At 61.0% G+C, this 22413-nt stretch carries 22 protein-coding genes; 17 read left to right on the forward strand and 5 right to left on the reverse strand.

Features of this window, described 5'->3' with window-relative positions; all coding sequences use genetic code 11:
* Positions 1-3: 3 nt before the first annotated feature.
* The 8 genes from DNK06_RS06790 (at position 4) to DNK06_RS06825 (ending at position 7833) form a co-directional block, all read left to right on the forward strand.
* Entirely contained in the window at positions 4-1113 is a 1110-nt protein-coding gene (locus tag DNK06_RS06790) for a DUF2169 family type VI secretion system accessory protein (protein WP_131179280.1), read from the forward strand.
* Positions 1113-2150 (forward strand): hypothetical protein, encoded by a 1038-nt coding sequence (locus DNK06_RS06795; protein WP_131179281.1) that lies wholly within the window; start codon positions 1113-1115, stop codon positions 2148-2150. The genes DNK06_RS06790 and DNK06_RS06795 overlap by 1 nt, the downstream gene beginning before the upstream one ends.
* Positions 2150-3319 (forward strand): PAAR-like domain-containing protein, encoded by a 1170-nt coding sequence (locus DNK06_RS06800; RefSeq protein WP_131179282.1) that lies wholly within the window; start codon positions 2150-2152, stop codon positions 3317-3319. Before DNK06_RS06795 ends, DNK06_RS06800 begins: the two co-directional genes overlap by 1 nt.
* Before the next feature lie 19 nt (positions 3320-3338).
* A complete protein-coding gene (locus DNK06_RS06805; protein ID WP_131179283.1) occupies positions 3339-4247 on the forward strand; it encodes a beta propeller repeat protein in 909 nt (302 codons plus the stop codon).
* Positions 4248-4252: 5 nt separating this feature from the next.
* Positions 4253-5503: a TIGR02270 family protein gene (locus DNK06_RS06810; protein WP_131179284.1), complete on the forward strand. Its 1251-nt coding sequence runs from the start codon at positions 4253-4255 to the stop codon at positions 5501-5503.
* Between the two features lie 201 nt (positions 5504-5704).
* Positions 5705-6130, forward strand: a complete 426-nt coding sequence (locus DNK06_RS06815; RefSeq protein WP_242674695.1) for a DUF6795 domain-containing protein — start codon at positions 5705-5707, stop codon at positions 6128-6130.
* A gap of 137 nt (positions 6131-6267) precedes the next feature.
* Entirely contained in the window at positions 6268-6672 is a 405-nt protein-coding gene (locus DNK06_RS06820) for a DUF6795 domain-containing protein (RefSeq protein WP_242674696.1), read from the forward strand.
* 18 nt (positions 6673-6690) lie between these two features.
* A complete protein-coding gene (locus tag DNK06_RS06825) occupies positions 6691-7833 on the forward strand; it encodes a lipase family protein (RefSeq protein ID WP_131179286.1) in 1143 nt (380 codons plus the stop codon).
* Between the two features lie 42 nt (positions 7834-7875).
* Here the strand turns inward: DNK06_RS06825 and DNK06_RS06830 are convergent, their stop codons facing one another.
* The 4 genes from DNK06_RS06830 to purE form a co-directional block, all read right to left on the reverse strand.
* Positions 7876-8409, reverse strand: coding sequence for a DUF3299 domain-containing protein (locus tag DNK06_RS06830; RefSeq protein WP_131179287.1), 534 nt, complete (start codon positions 8407-8409; stop codon positions 7876-7878).
* 66 nt (positions 8410-8475) lie between these two features.
* Positions 8476-8724 carry a GlsB/YeaQ/YmgE family stress response membrane protein gene (locus tag DNK06_RS06835; RefSeq protein ID WP_131179288.1) on the reverse strand — a complete coding sequence of 83 codons (249 nt, stop codon included), beginning with the start codon at positions 8722-8724 and terminating at the stop codon, positions 8476-8478.
* Between the two features lie 98 nt (positions 8725-8822).
* Positions 8823-9908 (reverse strand): 5-(carboxyamino)imidazole ribonucleotide synthase, encoded by a 1086-nt coding sequence (locus DNK06_RS06840; RefSeq protein ID WP_131179289.1) that lies wholly within the window; start codon positions 9906-9908, stop codon positions 8823-8825.
* Complete coding sequence (purE, locus tag DNK06_RS06845) at positions 9908-10399, reverse strand: 5-(carboxyamino)imidazole ribonucleotide mutase (RefSeq protein ID WP_131179290.1); 492 nt, start codon at positions 10397-10399, stop codon at positions 9908-9910. Before purE ends, DNK06_RS06840 begins: the two co-directional genes overlap by 1 nt.
* A 222-nt stretch (positions 10400-10621) precedes the next feature.
* On the opposite strand from purE, the gene adhP reads away from it, so the two are divergent.
* The 7 genes from adhP to aauR all read left to right on the forward strand — a co-directional run bounded on the left by adhP (position 10622) and on the right by aauR (position 18825).
* On the forward strand, positions 10622-11644 hold the full coding sequence (gene adhP / locus DNK06_RS06850) for an alcohol dehydrogenase AdhP (protein WP_131179291.1): 1023 nt from the start codon (positions 10622-10624) through the stop codon (positions 11642-11644).
* 521 nt (positions 11645-12165) lie between these two features.
* Positions 12166-13074 (forward strand): glutamate/aspartate ABC transporter substrate-binding protein, encoded by a 909-nt coding sequence (locus DNK06_RS06855; protein WP_131179292.1) that lies wholly within the window; start codon positions 12166-12168, stop codon positions 13072-13074.
* Between the two features lie 173 nt (positions 13075-13247).
* On the forward strand, positions 13248-13994 hold the full coding sequence (locus DNK06_RS06860) for an amino acid ABC transporter permease (protein WP_131179293.1): 747 nt from the start codon (positions 13248-13250) through the stop codon (positions 13992-13994).
* Positions 13991-14659 carry an amino acid ABC transporter permease gene (locus DNK06_RS06865; protein ID WP_207389967.1) on the forward strand — a complete coding sequence of 223 codons (669 nt, stop codon included), beginning with the start codon at positions 13991-13993 and terminating at the stop codon, positions 14657-14659. Before DNK06_RS06860 ends, DNK06_RS06865 begins: the two co-directional genes overlap by 4 nt.
* Positions 14656-15390, forward strand: a complete 735-nt coding sequence (locus DNK06_RS06870) for an amino acid ABC transporter ATP-binding protein (RefSeq protein ID WP_131179295.1) — start codon at positions 14656-14658, stop codon at positions 15388-15390. Before DNK06_RS06865 ends, DNK06_RS06870 begins: the two co-directional genes overlap by 4 nt.
* Before the next feature lie 221 nt (positions 15391-15611).
* Positions 15612-17513 (forward strand): sensor histidine kinase, encoded by a 1902-nt coding sequence (locus DNK06_RS06875; RefSeq protein ID WP_131179296.1) that lies wholly within the window; start codon positions 15612-15614, stop codon positions 17511-17513.
* Positions 17506-18825, forward strand: coding sequence for a two-component response regulator AauR (gene aauR / locus DNK06_RS06880; protein ID WP_131179297.1), 1320 nt, complete (start codon positions 17506-17508; stop codon positions 18823-18825). Before DNK06_RS06875 ends, aauR begins: the two co-directional genes overlap by 8 nt.
* A 136-nt stretch (positions 18826-18961) precedes the next feature.
* Here aauR and DNK06_RS06885 read toward each other — a convergent pair whose 3' ends face one another.
* Positions 18962-19864 carry a LysR substrate-binding domain-containing protein gene (locus DNK06_RS06885; protein ID WP_131179298.1) on the reverse strand — a complete coding sequence of 301 codons (903 nt, stop codon included), beginning with the start codon at positions 19862-19864 and terminating at the stop codon, positions 18962-18964.
* Positions 19865-20041: 177 nt separating this feature from the next.
* On the opposite strand from DNK06_RS06885, the gene aspA reads away from it, so the two are divergent.
* Positions 20042-21499, forward strand: a complete 1458-nt coding sequence (gene aspA / locus DNK06_RS06890) for an aspartate ammonia-lyase (protein ID WP_131179299.1) — start codon at positions 20042-20044, stop codon at positions 21497-21499.
* Positions 21500-21623: 124 nt separating this feature from the next.
* A complete protein-coding gene (locus tag DNK06_RS06895; RefSeq protein WP_131179300.1) occupies positions 21624-22391 on the forward strand; it encodes a substrate-binding periplasmic protein in 768 nt (255 codons plus the stop codon).
* Positions 22392-22413 lie beyond the last annotated feature (22 nt).

Raw genomic sequence — 22413 nt, forward strand, 5'->3', positions numbered from 1 at the left:
CCCATGGAACTACTCAATGCCACACGGATGGTTGCCGCCTACAACCAGGGCCTGGACGCTGACGGGCGCGAATATCTGGTGGTCATCGTCAAGGGCACCTTCGATCTACCCCTGGATGGCAGCGTGGCCCGCTTGCGGGAAGCCCAGCAGCCGCTCTTGATGAGTGACACCTTCGCAGGCGACCCCGGCTTGTCGGCGCCACTGCGTGAGTTCGACTTCGCGCCGTTCAAACCCCACTGCGACGTGCTGGTGAACGGTAGTGCCCATGCTCCGGGCGGCCGCCCCGTCAGCCAGCTCACCGTCGGCATCCGCGTCGGCCGGGTGAGCAAGGCGTTCAGCGTGTACGGGCCACGCCAATGGCAGCCGGGTGCACTCGGCACCGGCGCCGGTTCGCCACAACCTTTCGTGCGCCAGGATATTTCCTACGCCAGCGCCTTCGGCGGCAGCCACTCGGCTCCCGGTCATCCAGAACAGTTGCTATGCAACCCACGCAATCCCGCCGGCCGGGGCTGGTACCCGCGCAGCCTGGGCAGCGGCACCATCGTCGGCATGCCGCTGCCCAGTACCGAGAAGCTCGGCCAACCCATCGACACACCCCATGGCGATTTCGAACCCATGGCGCTCGGTGCCTTGGGCAAACACTGGCAAAGTCGCGTCGCCTTCGCCGGCACTTACGACCAGGCCTGGCAGGATGAGCAATTCCCTTTTCTGCCGAAGGACTTCGACGAACGCTATTTCCAGGCAGCACCGGCCGATCAGCAAACGGATCACCTCAAAGGCGGCGAAGACGTGTTGCTGCTCGGCCTCACGCCTACCGAACGTGCAGGCTTCCGTGTGCCCAGCGTACGCATGCCGGTGACCTACTTTCTCAGCAAGGGCGGCCACGAAACCGTCGAAGCCGTCATCGATACCCTGCTGGTCGACACTGACGCCGGACATGTGGAAATCACCTGGCGTACCCGCAGGCCGCTGAAGCGCAACATGTTCGAGATAGCCCAGGTGCTGGTCGGTGAGAAATCCCGGGCATGGTGGCGCGCTCGCGAACTGGGCAAGGATTATTACCCCTCGCTGGCCGCGCTGAGTCGCAGCCGCTCGACACAGGATGATGCGTGATGAGCGCCCTCAGCATCCTTTCCTGCGGCATGGTCAGCGCCGTTGGCCTGAGCGCTCCGGCCAGTTGCGCGGCGATCCGCTGTGCTATCGACAATTTTCAGGAAACCCGTTTCATCGACCAGGGCGGCGAATGGCAGATCGCGGCCAGCGTACCGCTGGAGGAGCCCTGGCGGGGCCGCAGCAAGCTGGTGAAGATGGCCGCCCGGGCCATCGCGGAAAGCCTGGAGACGGTGCCTGGCCTGGATTGTGCCGATACACCACTGCTACTCGGGATCGCCGAACTGGATCGCCCTGGCCGCAGCGATGGCCTGGATAACAGCCTGCTGCACGACATCGAGCGGGAGCTGGGTGTGCAGTTCCACGCGGCGTCCACCCTGATCCCCCGTGGCCGGGTAAGCGCTGCAGTAGCACTGCTCAATGCGCGCCGGCTGATCCACGAAGGCGGCCACCGACATGTACTGATCGCCGGGGTCGACTCGTTTCTCAACGCCACCACCCTGTCTGCCTTCGAGCAGCGCCAACGATTACTCACCAGCCGCCACTCCAATGGCTTCATTCCCGGAGAAGGCGCGGCGGCCGTGGTAGTGGGCGCCCCGGCGCGACAGAACGAAGAGCAGTTGATCTGTATCGGCCTCGGCTTCGGCCTGGAAAAGGCCACGGTGGAAGCCGACGACATTCCGTTGCGTGCCGACGGCCTGACCCAGGCCACCCAGGCCGCATTGAAGGATGCCAAGTGCGCCATGGAGCACATGGATTACCGCCTGGCCGATATCTCCGGTGAACAGTACTACTTCAAGGAAGCGGCCCTGGCACTGAGTCGCACCCTGCGCGTGCTCAAGAACGACTTCGACATCTGGCACCCCGCCGACTGCATCGGCGAATGCGGCGCGGCCATCGGCCCGGCGATGCTCGCCGTAGCCCTGACCGCCTCGCGCAAAGGCTATGGCGAAGGGCCGAACGTCTTCTATCAACTGGGCAACGACGCCGGCGAACGCGCCGTCGCCCTGCTCAGCTATCAACGGGTAGGAGCTGCCTGATGGCCAACGAGGTCTACGCCAACAACCGGGAAATTTCCTGCAAATCGGCCAGCGGCAAATCCATCGCGGCCTTTCCCGATGTCTGTTTTACACCGCCACAGACGCCGCCGATGCCCATGGGCATTCCGATTCCGTACCCGAATACCGGCCTGTCCAGCGACACCACCAAAGGCACCCGCACCATCCGCATCACCCGCAAGGAAGTGATGCTCAAGAACAAGAGCTACTACAAGACCAGCTACGGCGACGAGCCCGGCTGCGCACCGAAGAAAGGCATCCTTACCGGCAAAATCAAGGGCAAGGTGTACTTCACGTCCTGGTCGATGGACGTCAAGTTCGAAGGCAAGAACGTGGTGCGGCATATGGATCTGACGACCCATAACCATGGGTCGATGCCGGGGAATACGCCGCCGTGGATCTATCTGGATCAGATGGCGGTAGACACCAGCCAGGGGCAAGTTTGCAAGGACGAGGAACAAGCCGCCAAGGACAAGTGTGCAGACGCTAAGCCTCGCCCCAAACGCAAGACAGCTAAGGGCAACCTCGTCGCCGACGGGCTTGACTGCGACGACGCCTGCAAGAAGGCCAAGGCCTGTGTACTCAAGCCCAAGAAAGACGACAAGGGTTTCTGCTGCCATCCCGAGACCACGGGCCATCACCTGATCGAGGTGCATTGCTTCTCGGTGACAGGGAAACGTGGCACATCTCTGCCCGGCTTCGAGAAATACAACCAGCATGATGCGCCCTGTGTCTGCGCCTCGCAGTCACGCGCAGACGGCACTCACGGCATTCTGCATGCTGTACAGGGACAGATGGAAGCCGCACATAACGACGGTCCGGTGCTCAAGAGCTGGCCGGGAGCAGGTGCGAAGGTAAAAGCCGGAAGTCTTCAGCGACACCCGGCAGAAGCCAAATGGACTTACAAGAATGCACGGGAAGCTGGGACTCTCGCTCATAAAACAGCCTTTCCACACTGCAATGCCCAGTGCGTCAGTAATCAACTGGACGATTACCACAAGGGTTGCGGCATGAATGACAACACGCCGCTGCGCAGCGATCCGGGCTCGGCCAAACGCTCTTCCGGAACGCTAGACAATGCCCAACAAGCGACCGTCACACAGGCGATCATGAGTCAGAAAGCAACAGCAAGCGGCGCCTCAGCGTTCTAGATTTCAGGAACAACATCTCATGTCGAATGAACTTTCATTTCTATCCGGCTTCATGCAAAACCGCAGTATCGGTCGTGCCATTGCACAGATAGACACGCTAAAGGATCAGGGCTCAACTGCCTCAGTACTACTCAAGTGGGATAGAACTCAAGGCATGTGGTTTTATTTCAATCTCGAATGGCATGCCACGCGTGTGTGTTTCGTTGATCGCCCCGAAATGGCAGTGATTGCCATTGGGCCCGATGGATTTGCCTCCATCAGTACTGCAACAGGGGCCAGCGAAGAAGAAATCGATGCATCTCTGGATGGCCCTTCGCGCCGCGGCCCTATTCGTGACTTGCAGATGATCGCGGGTGTTCCCTACGTTACTGGCATGGGCCGTCAGGTCTATCGCCGAGAGGGTGTCGATAACTGGACACGCCAGGATCACGGGGTAGTGCTACCTCGAGGCGAGATCCAACTGTGTGGATTCAACTCGATCGATGGCCTGAGCGAGGATGCTATCTATGCAGTGGGTTTCAACGGCGAAATCTGGCTGCGCAGCCACAACCAATGGCAACAGCAGGACAGTCCAACCAACCTCGTGCTGCATCGGGTCAGGGTCGTACGTGAAGATCTTATCTATGCCAGTGGCCAGATGGGGACTTTGCTACGCAGTGACGGCACCCACTGGGAGATCATCGAACAGGACATGACCTCTGATGATCTATGGGGGATGGAGTGGTTCAAAGACGAACTGTACCTAGCGTGCGATAGCGGACTCTTCAAGCTCGACAGCAAGGACAGATTGATTGAAGTGGATATGCAGCTTTCGCCCAAGCCCAGCTGTCGACACCTCCACGCCGATGATGGCGTGCTTTGGTCATGTGGGCCCAAGCATGTGACCTGGACAGAAGACGGCCAGAATTGGACTGACGTAACGCCATGATGCACATGTCCCTAGGTGAGACGGTTTCAGTCATCCTCGAACAACATAGTGAAGAAGCCAGTTTTCTCGCAGGCCTGCGCAGCTATGCCGTTGGAGCACCGCATTACGACCTGGAGCACCTAGACGACCTAGACAGGCGTATCGAAGCGCATCTGGATGGGCTACAGATCGCCGGGCTGAAGGCTCTGCATCTGGTGCTTGAACAATTGAGCCCGTATTCCCAAGGCGAAGTGTTCGCCGCGGTGGCACTGGCTCTGCGGCTGAGCAACGACGCCGCACTGAACGACCTTTACCGGCACCTTGAAGAAAATCCCGATGGCGAACCATCCCTTGTCGCCGCCCTGGGCTGGCTCGACTGGCAGCAGATAGCCGCCCTGGTCGAACGTCACCTCAATGCGGCAAACGCCCGGCAGCGCCGCATCGCCTTGGCGGCTTGTGGCCTGCACCGCCACGACCCTGGCCCGGCGTTGCTGTCTGCCCTGGGCCACGCTGACCCGAGCGTGCTGGCCTGCGCAGCCCGCACCGCCGGCCAGTTGCGTCGCCGTGACCTGCTGCAGGCATTGCGCACCCACCGCCTGCACGGTGATGACAGCGTGCGCTTCTGGATCAACTGGGCCAGCACACAGATGGGCGACCAGGAAGCCCTCGGTACCCTGCGTCTGTTTGCCGAACAACCCGGTGCCTTTCGCCAGCCGGCACTGGAAGTGCTGCTTGCCTGGCAGCCACGCGAAGTCAGCATCGCCTGGCTACGCGGTCTGATGCAGAGCCCGGAACATCGGCGCATGGTCATTCAGGCTCTTGGGATGTTCGGTGATCCGCAGACCATCCCCTGGCTGATCCGGCAGATGCACGAGCTGCCCTTCGCTCGCGTCGCCGCTGAAGCCTTCACGCTGATCAGCGGAGCCGACCTCGCGGAACTCGACCTTGAGTTGAGCGTCTATCCCGACTACGACAGCGGCCCGAATGACGACCCGGATGACCCCCATGTGGATATGGATCCGGATACCGACCTGCCCTGGCCCGATCCGCACAAGGTCGAGCACTGGTGGCAAGGCAGACAGCACAGCCTGCAAACGGGCGTGGGTCATCTGTTAGGGCAGCCGTTCAGCGAGCAGCAATGCCTGGCAGTACTGCACAGCGGCATGCAACGCCAACGGTTGGCTGCGGCCTGCCTGCTGGCCCGTTACCGGCCGGCCAGTGCGCTGTTTCCAACGGATGCACCAGCACACCGGCAGAAGCAATTGCTCAATCACTGATCAGCAGGAAAATCGACGGCACAAGGAGAGTGCGAACATGCTCAAACAATTCCCGCAGCACCCCTCGCTATACTCCATGACCTATTCATGGATCGAGCGAGTTGATCGCACTCAATCAGGCCAACGGCCAACATGAGTCCACGCCAGAACGCAACCGGCTGGATGCTGGTATTGCTAGGACTCTTACTGCAAGGACAGGCCATGGCTTTCGGTAAAACGTTGTACCTATTCTCCGAAGTCGAGGGCATTGTTCTGCTCGATGGGCAGCCTGTCGAAGGAGTGGAAGTGGAACGAATTTGCCACTGGAAAGATGAGTTGAAAACGGAGCGCATGCTGACAGATGCCTTGGGGCGTTATCACTTTCCAGAGATCACAGCCAAATCCCTTTTATGGTCACTTCTGCCCCATGAACCGGTGGTTTTTCAACTGCTGCGCATACACCACCAAGGCAAACTGCACAAAGGCTGGGATTTTACCAAACATAATTACGACAGCCTGGGTGAAGTGAAGAATCACCGGTTGAAATTTGTCTGCGATCTGAATAGCGAGCCCGCCGCCCACCGTGAGACGGAGAGCTTCGGAAGCTGCATCCTGCAGGATTCGGAATTGGAAGGACATACTAACTAAGCGCCACGATAACATCTGATGTAGATGCACATACCACCAATAATGTTCTGTAAGCGATAAATAAGGAAGTGACTGTGTACCGGAGCCTATCGTGCTGTGCAGTGCTTTTAATCGGACTATTAACACAGGGGCAAGCCATGGGGTTTTCCAAAACGTTTTATCTGTTTTCAGAGGTAGAAGGGACTGTCCTACTGAACGGTCAACCTGTCGAAGGCGTTGAAGTAGAGCAGGATTATTTATGGCATTGGAAAGATGTTAAGGGCCTTAATAAAACATCTACAGACAGTGAAGGTCGCTTCCACTTCCCAGTAATAACAGGCAAATCCCTGACGGCGGGATTTATGCCGCATGAACCCGTAATCACTCAAAACATACGATTTCGCTACCAGGGTAAGGAATACGAGGGCTGGTACCAAAGCAAGCGAAATTACGACAACCTTGGAGAACTCAACGGCAAACCTATTCGCTTTAAGTGCGAGCTCACCGACACGCCAGGCCCGCACCCAGAAACGAAAAGCTATGGCATCTGTGTTCCATTTTAACTTTTAAAGGGAAAAAGGATGAACCCGCTACCTCCCAAGTATTCGGCAACAATAGCGAGCTTTGTATATGAGATCCGCACGGGAAGTTCAGATTCCATTTCTAAAGAAGCCGCTATCAGTGGCATAGCAAATTTATTTGATACGGGCTCCGCACAAATTTTTTCAGGTACCAGCGGAGCGATTGCAAGATCAAGAACATCGTTCGTCTATGGTGCCAACGGAACCGGCGGACGCTTGGGAGAGGTTTTACTGGCATTCCGTGGCACAGCCTCCCTCATGGATGGCCTTACAGATCTCAATGCCGGTCTGCAGCGGGGGCCCAGCACGTGGCCGGTGCATGCCGGGTTCAACGAAACATTCAAATCCCTGCGCGCTGACATAGATACATTCATGCGTGGTCGCAACCCCAGTACCGTGCATTGTGTGGGGCACAGCTTGGGCGGTGCACTGGCAACCCTGGCTGCTGATCATCTCAGCGAACTAGGCGTTGCAGGGATCAAGCTCTACACTTTTGGCTCGCCGCGAGTCGGTGTCTCTGGCTTCGCACGTAACGTCAGCAACAAGCTTGGCAAACATAATATTTACCGTACGTACCACGCAGCCGACCCGGTAAGTATGGTGCCTATTTTTCCGTTCAATCATGTTCCGGTAGATGGCAGTGTATGCATGCTTCCTTGGAACGGAGCACTATTCAACGGTGATGCCCATCGGATGGAGCATTATCTGAACTCAATCGGCGATTCGTCCTGGGCTGGCCTGTACCGTAACCCGGAGCCACCACTGGCGCGGGATATCGATACTTGGCTGGAAAGTGCCCACTACGGCGGCACGATGCATTCCGCCACTACGCTGTGGATGATTTCCAAGGCGATGCAGTATCTGTTGAAGAAAGCCGCCAACGTGGTGATAGGCAGCGTCATCACCACGGGAATGACGATTCTGGATCAGATCGCCGGCATTCTCGTGCAGGGTGCTCAGGTCTGTAAGGACATCAGCGATTCGCTGCGCAACCTGATCGCCAAGATTTTCAACTTTCTGGGGCGTGCCATACCGTCTACGGCGGATATCACCACGGCGTTCCTGCGTTGGGTGCTGGATCTGCTGGCCAGAACGGTGGTCAATATGGCCCGCCAGGCCATGCAACTGGTCTTCCGCGCCTGAGGCAACGAAGAAACGCGGCGCTGCACAGGCGCCGCAGTTCCCTCACAGATCGCTTTCCTCGACCATCCGCGCGCTGCTGGCATCCAGCGCATAGGCCGCATCGGCCAGATCGTTGCTGACCGGTTCGATCTTCAGCGTGCCGTTGACCCAGAGTGGTTCGTAGATATCGGCCAGGGCAATGCCCTTGGGATAGCGCACCAGTACCAACTGGTTGGGCGGTGGTGGTGGTACGTGGATGCAAGCGCCAGGATATGGCACCAGGAAGAACAACGTGCTGCGCCCGGCGTTATCGGTTTCCAGCGGTACTGGATAACCGCCGAGACGGATCTGTTTGCCGTCCATGGCCGGCACCGTCTTAGCCGAATACATGACCGCGGGCAGACCCTTTTCCTGCTGCTTGAGACCACCCTTGCTATCGAAGCTGCCAGCCGCTTCCGGGCCGTCGTGGGTGATCTCCGGCATCTGCTCCAGCGCGCGCTGATCCTCTTCGGGCATCAGCTCCAACCAGTCGGTTTCCGGTACTTCGGCGCGGGCGATGCCGCAGATCAACAGCAGAACAAGGAGCAGGGAACGCATCGACGGAACTCATGGTGGTAATGGCCAACGGGGAGCAGCCAGTCGTCGATGCGTCCAGCTACCGGTTCAACTCTTCTTGGTGATCACGCCATAGATCACCAGCAGGATGATCGCACCAACCACCGCACCGATGAAACCAGCACCTTCACCTGCTCTGTAGATGCCCAGTGCCTGGCCACCGTAGGTCGCGGCGATGGAGCCACCAATACCCAGCAGGATGGTCATGATCCAGCCCATGCTGTCATTACCAGGCTTGAGAAAACGGGCGATCAAACCCACGATCAGGCCGATTAAGATAGTGCCGATAATACCCATGACGCCCTCCTGAATAGAAAAAAGGCGCCGCACGAAGACGGCGCCTTTTATCAGACGCGATCAGCGCTGGAGAGGTTCAACCTCCGAGTCGTCCACGCTCAGGACGCATCGATCAGCGCGCGTACCTGGGCAATGCGGCTATCGAGAGTCGCCCGATCGGCACAGCGCAGTGTGGCGTGGCCAACCTTGCGCCCGGCCTTGAAGGCCTTGCCGTAGTGATGCAGGTGGCAGTCGTCGATAGCGGCCACTTTATCCACAGCGGGTACGCTGCCGATGAAGTTGAGCATGGCGCTCTCGCCCACCTTGGCGGTCGAGCCCAGCGGCAGGCCGGCAACGGCACGCAGATGGTTCTCGAACTGGCTGCACTCTGCGCCTTCGATGGTCCAGTGACCGGAGTTGTGCACCCGTGGGGCGATCTCGTTGGCCTTGAGGCCACCGTCCACTTCGAAGAACTCGAAGGCCATGACGCCGACATAGTCGAGCTGGCTCAGCACCCGGCCGACATAATCCTCGGCCAGCGCCTGCAGCGGATGATTGGTGCTGGCAACGGACAGGCTGAGAATGCCGCTGTCGTGGGTGTTGTGCACCAAGGGATAGAAGCGTGTTTCGCCATCACGGCCGCGCACCGCCACCAGCGACACTTCGCCGGTAAAGGGCACGAAACCTTCGAGGATGCACGGCACGCTACCCAGCTCGGCGAAAGCGCCGATGACGTCTTCCGGCTTGCGCAGCACCTTCTGGCCCTTGCCGTCATAACCCAGGGTACGGGTCTTCATCACGGCCGGCAGGCCAATGTTCGCGGCTGCCGCATCGAGATCGGCCTGGGACTGGATGTCGGCGAATTCCGGCGTGGGGATACCCAGCTCACGGAACATCGACTTCTCGAACCAGCGATCACGGGCGATGCGCAGCGACTCGGCGCCTGGATACACCGGCACGAACTGGGATAGGAAGGCGACGGTTTCAGCCGGCACGCTTTCGAACTCGAAGGTCACCAGGTCGACCTCGTCGGCCAGTTGGCGCAGGTGATCCTGATCGCCGTAATCGGCGCGGATGTGTTCGCCCAGCGCTTGCGCACAGGCATCCGGCGCAGGGTCGAGAAACGCGAAATTCATGCCCAGCGGTGTACCCGCCAGCGCCAGCATGCGACCGAGCTGACCGCCCCCGATTACGCCGATCTTCATTACTGCGCCCTCGGATCCGGGTTGTCCAGCACGGTATGGGTCTGCTCGTCGCGGAACTGCTTGAGCGCCGCGTGGAACTGCGGGTGCTGATGACCGAGGATGCTTGCCGCCAGCAGCGCGGCATTGATGGCGCCAGCACGGCCAATGGCCAGGGTAGCGACCGGCACGCCTGCAGGCATCTGCACGATGGACAGCAGTGAGTCGACGCCCGACAGCATGGACGACTGCACCGGCACGCCGAGTACCGGCAGGTGGGTCTTGGCGGCGCACATGCCCGGCAAGTGGGCAGCGCCACCCGCACCGGCGATGATCACCTGGATGCCACGGCCCTCGGCTTCTTCGGCGTACTGGAACAGCAGATCCGGGGTGCGGTGGGCGGAAACCACCTTCACTTCGTTAGGAATGCCTAATTTATCCAGCATCTCGACGGTATGGCTCAGGGTGCTCCAATCGGACTTGGAACCCATGATCACGCCAACCAGTGCGCTCATCGTCGTGCCTCTCTCGTCTCGGGCGCCTGGCGCCACGGCAGAAACAACAAACCACGCGGAAGGCGTGGTTTGCGGAAACCGGCAATTATACTGCAGTCGTGCGCAAATCGATAATCGGCCGCTCGTCGGAAGCCAGTGCGATAACGGCGACTATTGTCCTGAAGCAATGCGTGGCGTGGCAGACCTTCCATACTGAGGCTCTCCATCAAAGAGGATCGCGCCATGCAACAGACCATGAAAGCAGCCGTCGTGCATGCCTTCGGCGAGGCTCTGCGGCTCGAAGAGGTAAAGGTTCCACTGCCCGGCCCCGGGCAGATACTGGTGAAGATCGAGGCGGCCGGTGTCTGCCATACGGATCTGCACGCCGCCGACGGCGACTGGCCGGTCAAACCCAGCCTGCCGTTCATTCCCGGCCATGAGGGCGTCGGTTACGTCGCCGCCGTGGGCAGTGGCGTAACCCGGATCAAGGAGGGCGACCGCGTCGGCGTGCCCTGGCTGTACACCGCTTGCGGCTGTTGCGAACACTGCCTCACCGGCTGGGAAACACTTTGCGCCGATCAGCAGAACACGGGCTATTCGGTGAACGGTAGCTACGCCGAGTACGTGCTGGCCGACCCCAACTATGTCGGCATCCTGCCGAAGAATGTCGAATTCGCCGAGATCGCGCCGATCCTCTGCGCAGGCGTCACCGTATACAAGGGCCTGAAAGTCACTGGCGCGCGTCCCGGTCAGTGGGTGGCCATTTCGGGTATAGGCGGCCTCGGCCACGTCGCGGTGCAGTACGCCCGCGCCATGGGTTTGCATGTCGTCGCCATCGATGTGGATGACGCCAAACTGGCGCTGGCAAAGAAACTCGGCGCCAGCCTGACCATCAATGCCCGCCATGAAGATCCGGCCATGGTCGTGCAACGCGACATCGGCGGCGCCCACGGCGTGCTGGTCACCGCGGTGTCGAACAGCGCCTTCGGCCAGGCCATCGGCATGGCGCGTCGCGGCGGTACGGTCGCGCTGGTAGGGCTGCCGCCGGGCGATTTCCCGACGCCGATATTCGATGTGGTGCTCAAGGCCATCAGCATTACCGGCTCCATCGTCGGCACTCGCGCTGATCTGCAGGAAGCGCTGGACTTCGCGGGCGAGGGGCTGGTCAAGGCGACCATCCACAGCGATACGCTGGATAACGTCAACAGCATCCTCGAGCAGATGCGTGCCGGGAATATAGAGGGGCGAGTGGTGATGCAATTCTGAGAGCGAGAACCGGCAGCGGGGAACGGAGTCACATCGGCCGCTGTCGGACACCTCTAGAATTCTCACTACATCCATCAAAAGGACTACGCCATGACACGGCTGTCACTGCTTATCGCCTCCGTTTTCCTGACTGCTAATGCCAGCGCCCTGGAGCTGGCCAAATATCCCAAGGTCTTCACCTAGCGCAAGGCAGCCAATCAGGGCGACTTCATCAACGCCTTCCTGCGCAATCGCTGAGTTCAGAAAAACGGGCGGCCAGCGCGGCCGCCCGCCCCTCCGCATTCGGAATTCCGAACGCAAAGCTGTCGAAAAACCGAACAACCGAATCCCAAGCGTCTTTCGACAGCTCGCCATCAAAATAAATATGTATATTTATCAAATAGTTAGGCATCTACTAGGTATGGACATCTGCCTGGCACACATCCTGCTCCTTATCTGCCCAGGAATGCGATAGCTCTTCCACATAGAGGCACGTACCACGCTGTACGGCTTCGATAACAACAACACCGAGGAATCGACCGATGCGTATTGTCCCCCGCGTACTGGCTGTAGCCATTACCGCCGCCCTGATGTCCACCCCGGCACTGGCCGCCGAACTTACCGGTACTCTGAAGAAGATCAAGGATTCGGGCACCATCACCCTGGGTCACCGCGACTCGTCCATCCCCTTCTCGTATTTCGGCGACACCTCCAAGCAGCCGGTTGGCTATTCCCATGACCTGCAGCTCAAAGTGGTCGAAGAGCTGAAGAAGGAACTGGAGCTGCCCGATCTGAAGGTGCGCTACAACCTGGTGACCTCGCAGACCCGTATTCCACTGGTGCAGAACGGCACCGTGGATCTGGAGTGTGGCTCCACCACCAACAACGTCGAGCGTCAGCGTCAGGTCGATTTCTCCGTCGGCATCTTCGAAGTCGGCACCCGCCTGCTGGCCAAGAAAAGCGGCAGCGTGAACGATTTCGACGACCTCAAAGGCAAGAACGTGGTGACCACCGCCGGTACCACTTCCGAGCGCCTGCTCAAGTCCATGAACGCCGAGAAGAAAATGGGCATGAACGTGATTTCCGCCAAGGATCACGGCGAGTCCTTCCTGATGCTCGAATCCAACCGCGCTGTGGCCTTCATGATGGACGACGCCCTGCTGGCAGGCGAAATGGCCAAGGCCAAGAAGCCGGATGACTGGCACGTGGTCGGTACCCCGCAATCCTTCGAAATCTACGGCTGCATGGTTCGTAAAGGCGACGAAAGCTTCAAGAAGGTGGTCGACAAGGCCATCAGCGCGACTTTCGCATCCGGCGAGATCAACGACATCTACAACAAGTGGTTCCAGCAGCCGGTACCGCCAAAAGGCCTGAACCTCAATTTCCCCATGAGCGACGAGCTGAAAAAGCTGATCGCCGAACCGACCGACAAGTCTGCAGAGCAGATCTAACGGTGTAATGCCGCGCCCCTTTCACGAGAAGGGGCGTGCGCGGGGGAAGGGGAAGCCTGCGGCTTCCCCACCTAATTTCTGACGAAGCCAACGCTCATCCGCCCACGCGGATGCGGGTGACTGTTGCCCGGCAACCGGCTTCGCCGCATGACTCCACCTGATGGGAAACCCGCATGAACTACAACTGGGACTGGGGCATATTCTTCAAGTCCACCGGCATTGGCAGCGAACTCTACCTGGACTGGTTCATCACCGGTCTGGGCTGGACCATCGCCATCGCGCTGGTCGGCTGGCTGATCGCCCTGTCACTCGGCTCGTTGCTCGGTGTGATGCGCACCATGCCGAATCGCCTGATCTCCGGCATCGCCACCGCGTACGTGGAAGTCTTCCGTAACGTGCCGCTGCTGGTGCAGCTGTTCCTCTGGTACTTCCTGGTGCCGGATCTGCTGCCCGAACCTCTGGAGCTGTGGTTCAAGCAGGATCTCAACCCTGCCACCTCGGCCTATCTATCGGTTGTGGTTTGTCTCGGCCTGTTCACCGCTGCCCGCGTCTGCGAACAGGTACGCACCGGCATCCAGGCGCTGCCCGCCGGCCAGACCGCCGCCGCCTACGCCATGGGTTTCCGCCTGCCGCAGATCTACAGCAACGTGCTGCTGCCCCAGGCTTACCGGATCATCATTCCGCCACTGACCAGCGAATTCCTGAACATCTTCAAGAACTCCTCGGTGGCTTCGTTGATCGGCCTCATGGAACTGCTCGCGCAGACCAAACAGACCGCCGAATTCAGCGCCAACCTGTTCGAAGCCTTCACCCTGGCAACGCTGATCTACTTCACCCTGAACATGAGCCTGATGATGATCATGCGTGTGCTCGAGCGTAAGGTCGCCGTGCCCGGCCTGATTTCCGTGGGAGGTAAATGATGGACTTCAGTCAGATCATCCCCGCCCTGCCGGGCCTCTGGGAAGGCATGGCCATGACCCTGCAGCTGATGGTCATGGGCGTCATCGGTGGCGTGGTGCTGGGCACCCTGCTGGCCCTCATGCGCCTGTCGAGCAACGTGCTGCTGTCGAAGCTGGCCGCGACCTACGTCAACTACTTCCGCTCGATCCCGCTGCTGCTGGTGATCACCTGGTTCTACTTCGCGGTGCCGTTCATCCTGCGCTGGATCACTGGCGAAGACACACCGGTGGGCGCGTTCGCCTCCTGCCTGGTGGCCTTCATCATGTTCGAGGCGGCGTATTTCTGCGAAATCGTCCGCGCCGGCATCCAGGCCATTCCCAAGGGCCAGATGGGCGCCGCTCAGGCACTGGGCATGACCTACGGTCAGACCATGCGCCTGATCATCCTGCCCCAGGCGTTCCGCAAGATGACCCCGCTGCTGCTGCAGCAGAGCATCATCCTGTTCCAGGACACCTCGCTGGTGTACACCGTCGGCCTGATGGACTTCCTCAATGCCGCCCGCTCGCGCGGTGACATTCTTGGCCAGCCCCACGAGTTCCTGATATTCGCCGGTCTGGTCTACTTCACCATCAGCTTCGCTGCCTCGCAGCTGGTCAAGCTCCTGCAAAAAAGGTTAGCCGTATGATTTCCATCAAGAACGTCAACAAGTGGTATGGGGACTTCCAGGTGCTGACCGACTGCACCACGGACGTCAAGAAGGGCGAAGTGGTCGTGGTCTGCGGGCCGTCCGGCTCGGGCAAGTCCACCCTGATCAAGTGCGTCAACGCCCTGGAGCCGTTCCAGAAGGGCGACATCACGGTCGATGGCACCTCCATCGCCGACAAGAAGACCAACCTGCCCAAGCTGCGCTCGCGGGTCGGCATGGTGTTCCAGCACTTCGAGCTGTTCCCGCACCTGACCATCACAGAAAATCTGACCATCGCGCAGATCAAGGTACTGGGCCGCAGCAAGGAAGAAGCCAAGCAGAAAGGCCTGGCCCTGCTCGACCGCGTCGGCCTCAAGGAACACGCGCACAAGCATCCGGGACAGCTGTCCGGCGGTCAGCAGCAGCGTGTAGCCATCGCCCGTGCCCTGGCGATGGATCCGGTGGTGATGCTGTTCGACGAGCCGACTTCGGCACTCGACCCGGAAATGGTCAACGAGGTGCTCGACGTGATGGTGCAACTGGCCCACGAAGGCATGACCATGATGTGCGTGACCCACGAGATGGGTTTCGCCCGCAAGGTCGCTGATCGAGTGATCTTCATGGACGCCGGCCAGATCGTCGAAGACTGCCCGAAGGAAGAGTTCTTCGGTGACGTGAGCGCGCGCTCCGAACGCGCCCAGCAGTTCCTCGCCAAGATCCTGCAGCACTGATGCAACCCTGTAGGAGCGGCGGGGGCGCCTAGCCTTGCTGGCGATAGCGATGGCAAGGTTCATGGCGGTATCACACCGAAACCCGCATCGCTGGCAAGCCAGCTCCTACAGACCGCAGGATGGCAACATCCATATTGCGCAACGGGTATAGCGGGTTCAATCCCAGCGAAGCCCCACGAACACCTCGCCGCCCCACAACTGGCCAGCCCCGGAGGACTGTGATGCAATGCGCTCCCGCCAGTCTTCGTGTGGTGTCGCCCGCCTTGTCCGCCAAACCGCGCTACGCCCGTCACCTGCTGCTGACCCTGCTGATGCTGATTCTGGTCGCCGCTTGCGGCTACGCCGGTTATTACCTCAGCGAAAAGACCGGCATCCGAAACCTGATCGAGAGCGGCGAACGCCAGCTCGAGCTCAACGCCCGGGCGGTGGAAAGCGAGATCAACAAGTACACCTACCTGCCCAGCCTGCTGGAGCTCGAATCCAACGTCAGCCGTCTGCTGCTGACGCCCGACGCCTACCGTCGCCAACGCGTCAACGATTACCTCGAAGGCCTCAACCGGCGCAGCGGCAGTCTGGCCATCTACGTGATGGACACCGATGGGCGCGTACTCGCCACCAGCAACTGGCGCCAGCCCGATAGTTACCTGGGTGAAGACCTGTCTTTCCGTGCCTATTTCCAGGATGCGCTGCAAGGCGAGCAGGGGCGCTTCTATGGTATCGGCAGCACCACTGGCGAGCCCGGTTATTACCTGTCCCACGGCCTCAAGGCCAATGGCCGAATCATAGGCGTGGCGGTGGTCAAGGTACGTCTCGACCCACTGGAGCAGCGCTGGCAGCGGGCACGCCTGGAAGCCTACGTCAGCGACGAGAACGGCATCATCATTCTCTCCAGCGACCCGGCCCGGCGCCTCAAGGCCGTACGCCCGCTGAACGCCGATATCAAGGAGCGCCTGGCGCGCAGCCTGCAGTATCACTGGTCGGCGCTCGACGAACTGATCCCACTGGCGCGCACCCCCGTGGATACCGATGTCGAGCAGGTCAGCTTCGCCGCTACCGGCGAGCAGAAGGTCAGTGAAGCGATCAACTACCTGTCGCAAAGTCGCCCACTGGAAGACACGCCCTGGCACCTGACCCTGCTCAGCCCGCTGCAGGATCTGCGCCGCGAGGCGATCAGCCACGGCATGCTGGCGGCTGTCGCCTTCGCCCTGCTGGCCTTCCTGCTGATCGCCTGGAATGAGCGCCGCAAGGTAATCGCCACCCGCCTCGCCGCCCGTGAAGCGCTGCAGCAGGCCAACAGCGAGCTGGAACGCAAGATTACCGAACGCACCGCCGATCTGCGCGCCAGCAACGACCGCCTCAAGGCGCAGATCCGCGAACGGCGGCAGGCCGAGAACACCCTGCGCCTGGCCCAGGACGAACTGGTGCAGGCCGGCAAGCTGGCGGTTATCGGGCAGATGTCCACCAGCATCGCCCATGAGCTCAACCAGCCGCTGGCCGCGCTGCGCACCCTGTCTGGCAACACCGTGCGCTTTCTCTCCCGGGGCTCGTACGACGTGGCCACCACCAACCTGCAGACCATCAACGAGCTGGTCGACCGCATGGGCAAGATCACCGGCAGCCTGCGTGCCTTCGCGCGGCGCTCCAACGACGGCGGCGAAGCCAGCCTGAGCAAAGCCGTGGAAGCCGCACTGCAGGTGGTGCAGCCGCGCCTGGAGCGCACCCCGCTGAACATTCACCACCAGTTCGACGACGCACGCTTGGCGATCAACCAGACTCGCCTGGAACAGATTCTCGTCAACCTGATCGCCAACGCCGCCGATGCCATGAGCACCCAGGCGGATCGCCACTTGTGGCTGCAGGGTAGCGCCGATGGCGATCGCTATCGCCTGCGTGTGCTCGACAACGGTCCCGGCATAGCCCCGGCGGATCGCACGCATCTATTCGAACCCTTCTTCACCACCAAGCCCGGCGAGCAGGGCCTGGGGCTTGGCCTGACGCTATCGGCCAGCCTCGCGGCAGCCGCTGGCGGCAGCCTCAGCGCCGATCATCCGCCCCAGGGCGGCACCGCTTTCGAACTCAACCTGCCTCAGGTTGCCGCTGTCATGGAGACACCCGATGAATGACGACCTCACCGTGCTGATCGTCGAAGACGACCCCCACGTGCTGCTCGGCTGCCAGCAGGCCCTGGCCCTGGAAGATATCGCCAGCGAGGGCGTCGGCAGCGCCGAACAGGCCCTGCAACGCATCGACGCGGACTTCGCCGGCATCGTCATCAGCGACATCCGCCTGCCGGGCATGGATGGCCTGAAACTGCTGGATGAGCTCAAGCGCCGCGACCCGGCGTTGCCCGTTGTGCTGATCACCGGCCACGGCGATATCGGCATGGCCGTGGGCGCGATGCGCGACGGCGCCTACGACTTCATGGAGAAACCCTTCTCCCCCGAGCGCCTGGTCGATGTCACCCGCCGCGCACTGGAACAACGCAGCCTGGCCCGCGAAGTGTCGTCGCTGCGCCGTCAATTGGCCGGCAAGCAGGCCCTGGAGCATCGGCTGATCGGTCGCTCGCCAGCCATGCAGCAGTTGCGCGAACTGATCGCCAACGTCGCCGACACCTCGGCCAACGTGCTGATCGAAGGCGAAACCGGCACGGGCAAGGAACTGGTCGCGCGTTGCCTGCACGACTTCAGCCGTCGGCAGAACAAGGCCTTCGTCGCGCTGAACTGCGGCGGCCTGCCGGAGAACCTGTTCGAGAGCGAAATCTTCGGTCACGAGGCCCACGCCTTCACCGGTGCCGGCAAACGACGCATCGGCAAGATCGAACATGCCAACGGCGGCAGCCTGTTTCTCGACGAGATCGAGAGCATGCCGCTGAACCTGCAGATCAAGCTGTTGCGCGTACTGCAGGAACACAGCCTGGAACGCCTCGGCTCGAACCAGCCGGTGCAGGTCGACTGCCGGGTGATCGCCGCCACCAAGGCGGATCTCGATGAAGCCGGCAAGAGCGGCCACTTCCGTAGCGACCTGTACTACCGCCTCAACGTGGTCACCCTGGAGTTGCCGCCACTGCGCGAACGCCGCGAAGATATCGCCCTGTTGTTCGAACACTTCCTGCAGCTCTCCGCCCTGCGCTTCGACCGCGCCGCTCCCGAACTGGATCGCCATACCCTGGCGGCGCTCATGGCCCATGATTGGCCGGGCAACGTGCGCGAACTGCGCAACGTCGCCGAACGCTTCGCCCTCGGCCTGCCGGCCTTCAAGAAAAGCGGTAACAACGACGGCGCCGCGCCGAGCTTCGCCGAGGCGGTGGAAGCCTTCGAACGCAACCTGCTGGTCGACGCACTCGAACAGCACACCGGCAACCTCAGCCAGGCCGCCCAGGCTCTGGGCATGGCCAAGACCACACTGTTCGACAAGGTCAAGAAGTACGGGCTTTAAGCTGCAAGCTGCAAGCTGCAAGCTGCAAGCTGCAAGCTGCAAGCTGCAAGCTGCAAGCTAGCATGGCGTGCGCCTCAAGATCGCGATCAAGCTTTTGCTCTTACTTGAGGCTTGTGGCTTGCAGCTTGAAGCTGCTCTACCGCCCCACGCCGCCTTCGAGCTTGCGCCAGAGTAGGCGCACCGCTGCCTTGCGCGACATGCTCCAGCGATACAGACGGATCTCCAGCGGTATGAACCAGTGTTCCTTGCCGCACACAACCAGTTCGCCGCGAGCCAGCTCGGCGTTCATCGACAGCCGTGGCACCCAGGCCACGCCCAGGCCTTGCAGGGCCATGGCCTTGAGGCTGTCGGCCATGGCCGTCTCGTGCACGGTGGTGGAACGCAGCGCGCGCTGGCGTAGCAACAGGTTCACCGAGCGGCCAAGAAAGGTGCCGGCGCTGTAGGCCAGCAGCGGCACGCTCTGCCCCGCGTCTAGGTCATGAAGCGGCGCGCCGTGTTCGTCCACCGCACACACCGGCAGCATTTCGCTGCGCCCCAGATACAGCGAGGGAAACAGATCCGGCGCCAGTTGCACGGCGGCGTCCTGGTCGTGGTAGGCGAGAATCAGGTCACAGGTGCCTTCGCGCAGGGAATGCACGGCTTCCCCGACGTTGGTGGCCACCAGCCGGGTGGTCAATGGCAGGCCATCGCGCCGCAAGCGGGCGATCCACTCGGGGAAGAAGCTGAAGACCAGGGAATGTGCCGCGGCAATCTGCAAGGCCTCGCCCTGCTGACCCTCCAGGTGATGCAGATGGCGCACCACTTCACCCAACTGTTCGACCAGGCTGCGTGCGGTCAGCAGGAACAGCTGGCCGGACTCGGTCAATTCCACCGGTGTGCGCGAGCGGTTGACCAGGGTCAGACCCAGTACTGCTTCAAGGCTACGAATGCGCCGGCTGAACGCTGGCTGGGTGACGAAGCGTTTTTGCGCTGCCTGGGAAAAGCTGCGTGTGGAGGCCAGGGTGACAAAGTCTTCCAGCCATTTGGTTTCCAGGTTCACGGGGCATCCTCTACTCGCAAGCGCCACGCACACGTTTGGTGCAGCCAGGCGGTCACATCTACATTATGCCGATTACGCATAGGACAGCAAGTAACAGCATTGGCCAGCATTAGGTCAAAGTCCTTATTCTAAAGGCCATCGCGGTATCTTCCGCGCCTTTATGAGAATCGAGACATCATGTCCGCTGCTGCATTGTTTCGCGTCGAGAAAGACCTGCTCGGTACCCTCGAAGTCCCCGCCGAGGCCTACTACGGCATCCAGACCCTGCGTGCGCTGAACAACTTCCGCCTGTCCGGCGTGCCGCTGGCCCACTACCCGAAACTGGTCGTGGCTCTGGCCATGGTCAAGCAGGCCGCAGCCGACGCGAACCGCGAACTGGGCCACCTGCCCGCCACCAAGCATGCAGCGATCAGCGAAGCCTGCGCACGCATCATCCGCGGCGACTTCCACGACCAGTTCGTGGTCGACATGATCCAGGGCGGCGCCGGTACCTCGACCAACATGAACGCCAACGAGGTGATCGCCAACATCGCCCTGGAAGCCATGGGTCATGCCAAAGGTGAATACAAGCACCTGCACCCGAACAACGACGTGAACATGGCGCAGTCGACCAACGACGCCTACCCCACCGCCATTCGCCTGGGCCTGCTGCTGGGCCATGACACCCTGCTGGCCAGCCTGGACAGCCTGATCCAGTCCTTCGCCGCCAAAGGTGAAGAATTCAGCCACGTACTGAAGATGGGCCGCACCCAGCTGCAGGACGCCGTACCGATGACCCTCGGCCAGGAATTCCGCGCCTTCGCCACCACTCTCGGCGAAGACCTGGCACGCCTGCGCAGTCTGGCGCCGGAGCTGCTCACCGAAGTCAACCTGGGCGGCACCGCCATCGGCACCGGCATCAACGCCGACCCCGGCTACCAGCACCTGGCCGTGCAGCGCCTGGCGCTGATCAGCGGCCAGCCACTGGTGCCGGCGGCCGACCTGATCGAGGCCACCTCGGACATGGGCGCCTTCGTGCTGTTTTCCGGCATGCTCAAGCGCACCGCGGTCAAGCTGTCGAAGATCTGCAACGACCTGCGCCTGCTCTCCAGCGGTCCGCGCACCGGCATCAACGAGATCAACCTGCCGGCGCGTCAGCCAGGCAGCTCGATCATGCCCGGCAAGGTCAACCCGGTGATCCCGGAAGCGGTCAACCAGGTGGCTTTCGAAATCATCGGCAACGATCTGGCACTGACCATGGCGGCCGAAGGGGGTCAGCTGCAATTGAACGTGATGGAGCCGCTGATCGCTTACAAGATCTTCGACTCGATCCGCCTGCTGCAACGCGCCATGGACATGCTGCGCGAGCATTGCATCAACGGCATCACCGCCAACGAAGCCCACTGCCGCGCCCTGATGGAGAACTCCATCGGCCTGATCACCGCGCTCAACCCCTACATCGGTTACGAGAACTCCACCCGTATCGCCAAGGAAGCCCTGGTCAGCGGCCGCGGCGTGCTGGAACTGGTACGCGAGGAGCAACTGCTGGATGACACCACCCTGGCCGAGATTCTGCGCCCGGAAAACATGATCGCTCCGCATCAGCTCAAGCCGCTGACGCCACCGGCCAAAGAGGCGGTTGAGCTGCAACGTTAAGCGCCTGCGGCAATCCGAAGCCCCATACCGATTCACCGTATGGGGCTTCGCTCTTTCAGGACACGTTGCCGTTTGCGCGCCAGCGCGATACAACGGCAGCAGCCCAACAAAGAGAAGTCCCCTCATGACCGTCAAAGCCGCATGGTTCGTCTGTTTGCTATCCGTTTCCAGCGTCTTCGCCCTGCCCGCTCAGGCCGAATTGCCGCCGGGTTACCAGGTCGTGTTACAAACGGAAAACTTTCCGCCATTCAACATGGCCGACAACGAAAAGAATTTCGCCCGTGACGCCAATATCCAGGGTGTCAGCACCACCATCGTGCGCGAGATGTTCAAGCGTGCCGGCATCGATTACACCCTGAGTCTGCGCTTCCCCTGGAGCCGTATCTACGACTCCACCCTCGCGAATGCCAGCTACGGCCTGTTCTCCACTTCCATGAACGAAGCCCGTCGCCCGCTGTTCAAGTGGGTTGGCCCGATCGCCAAGGTCGAGCGCGTACTGCTCGCCGCGCCGGGCTCCAACATTCCCAACCTGAAAGATCTCGAACAGGCCCGCCAGTACCGTATCGGCAGCTACAAGGACAGTGCCGCCAGCCAGACCCTGGAAAAGGCCGGCCTGCAGCCGATCAACACGCTGCGCGATCCGGAGAACATCAGCAAGCTGACTCAGGGGCGTATCGACCTGTGGGGTACCACCGACCCGGTATGGCGCCACCAGGCCCGTCAGGCGGACGTCACCGGCCTGCGTAACGTGCTGACCTTTGATCGTTCCGACCTGTACCTGGCCCTCAACCTCGACACCCCGGACGAGGTGATCGCACGGCTTCAACAGGCACTGGATGAGATGAAGACCGAGGGTTACGGCACCTGCAACAAACATCCGGAGCTGTGCTGATAGCCGCTACGCGTTCGCATCT

Source organism: Phytopseudomonas daroniae, assembly GCF_004327285.1.
GTDB classification, from domain to species: domain Bacteria; phylum Pseudomonadota; class Gammaproteobacteria; order Pseudomonadales; family Pseudomonadaceae; genus Aquipseudomonas; species Aquipseudomonas daroniae.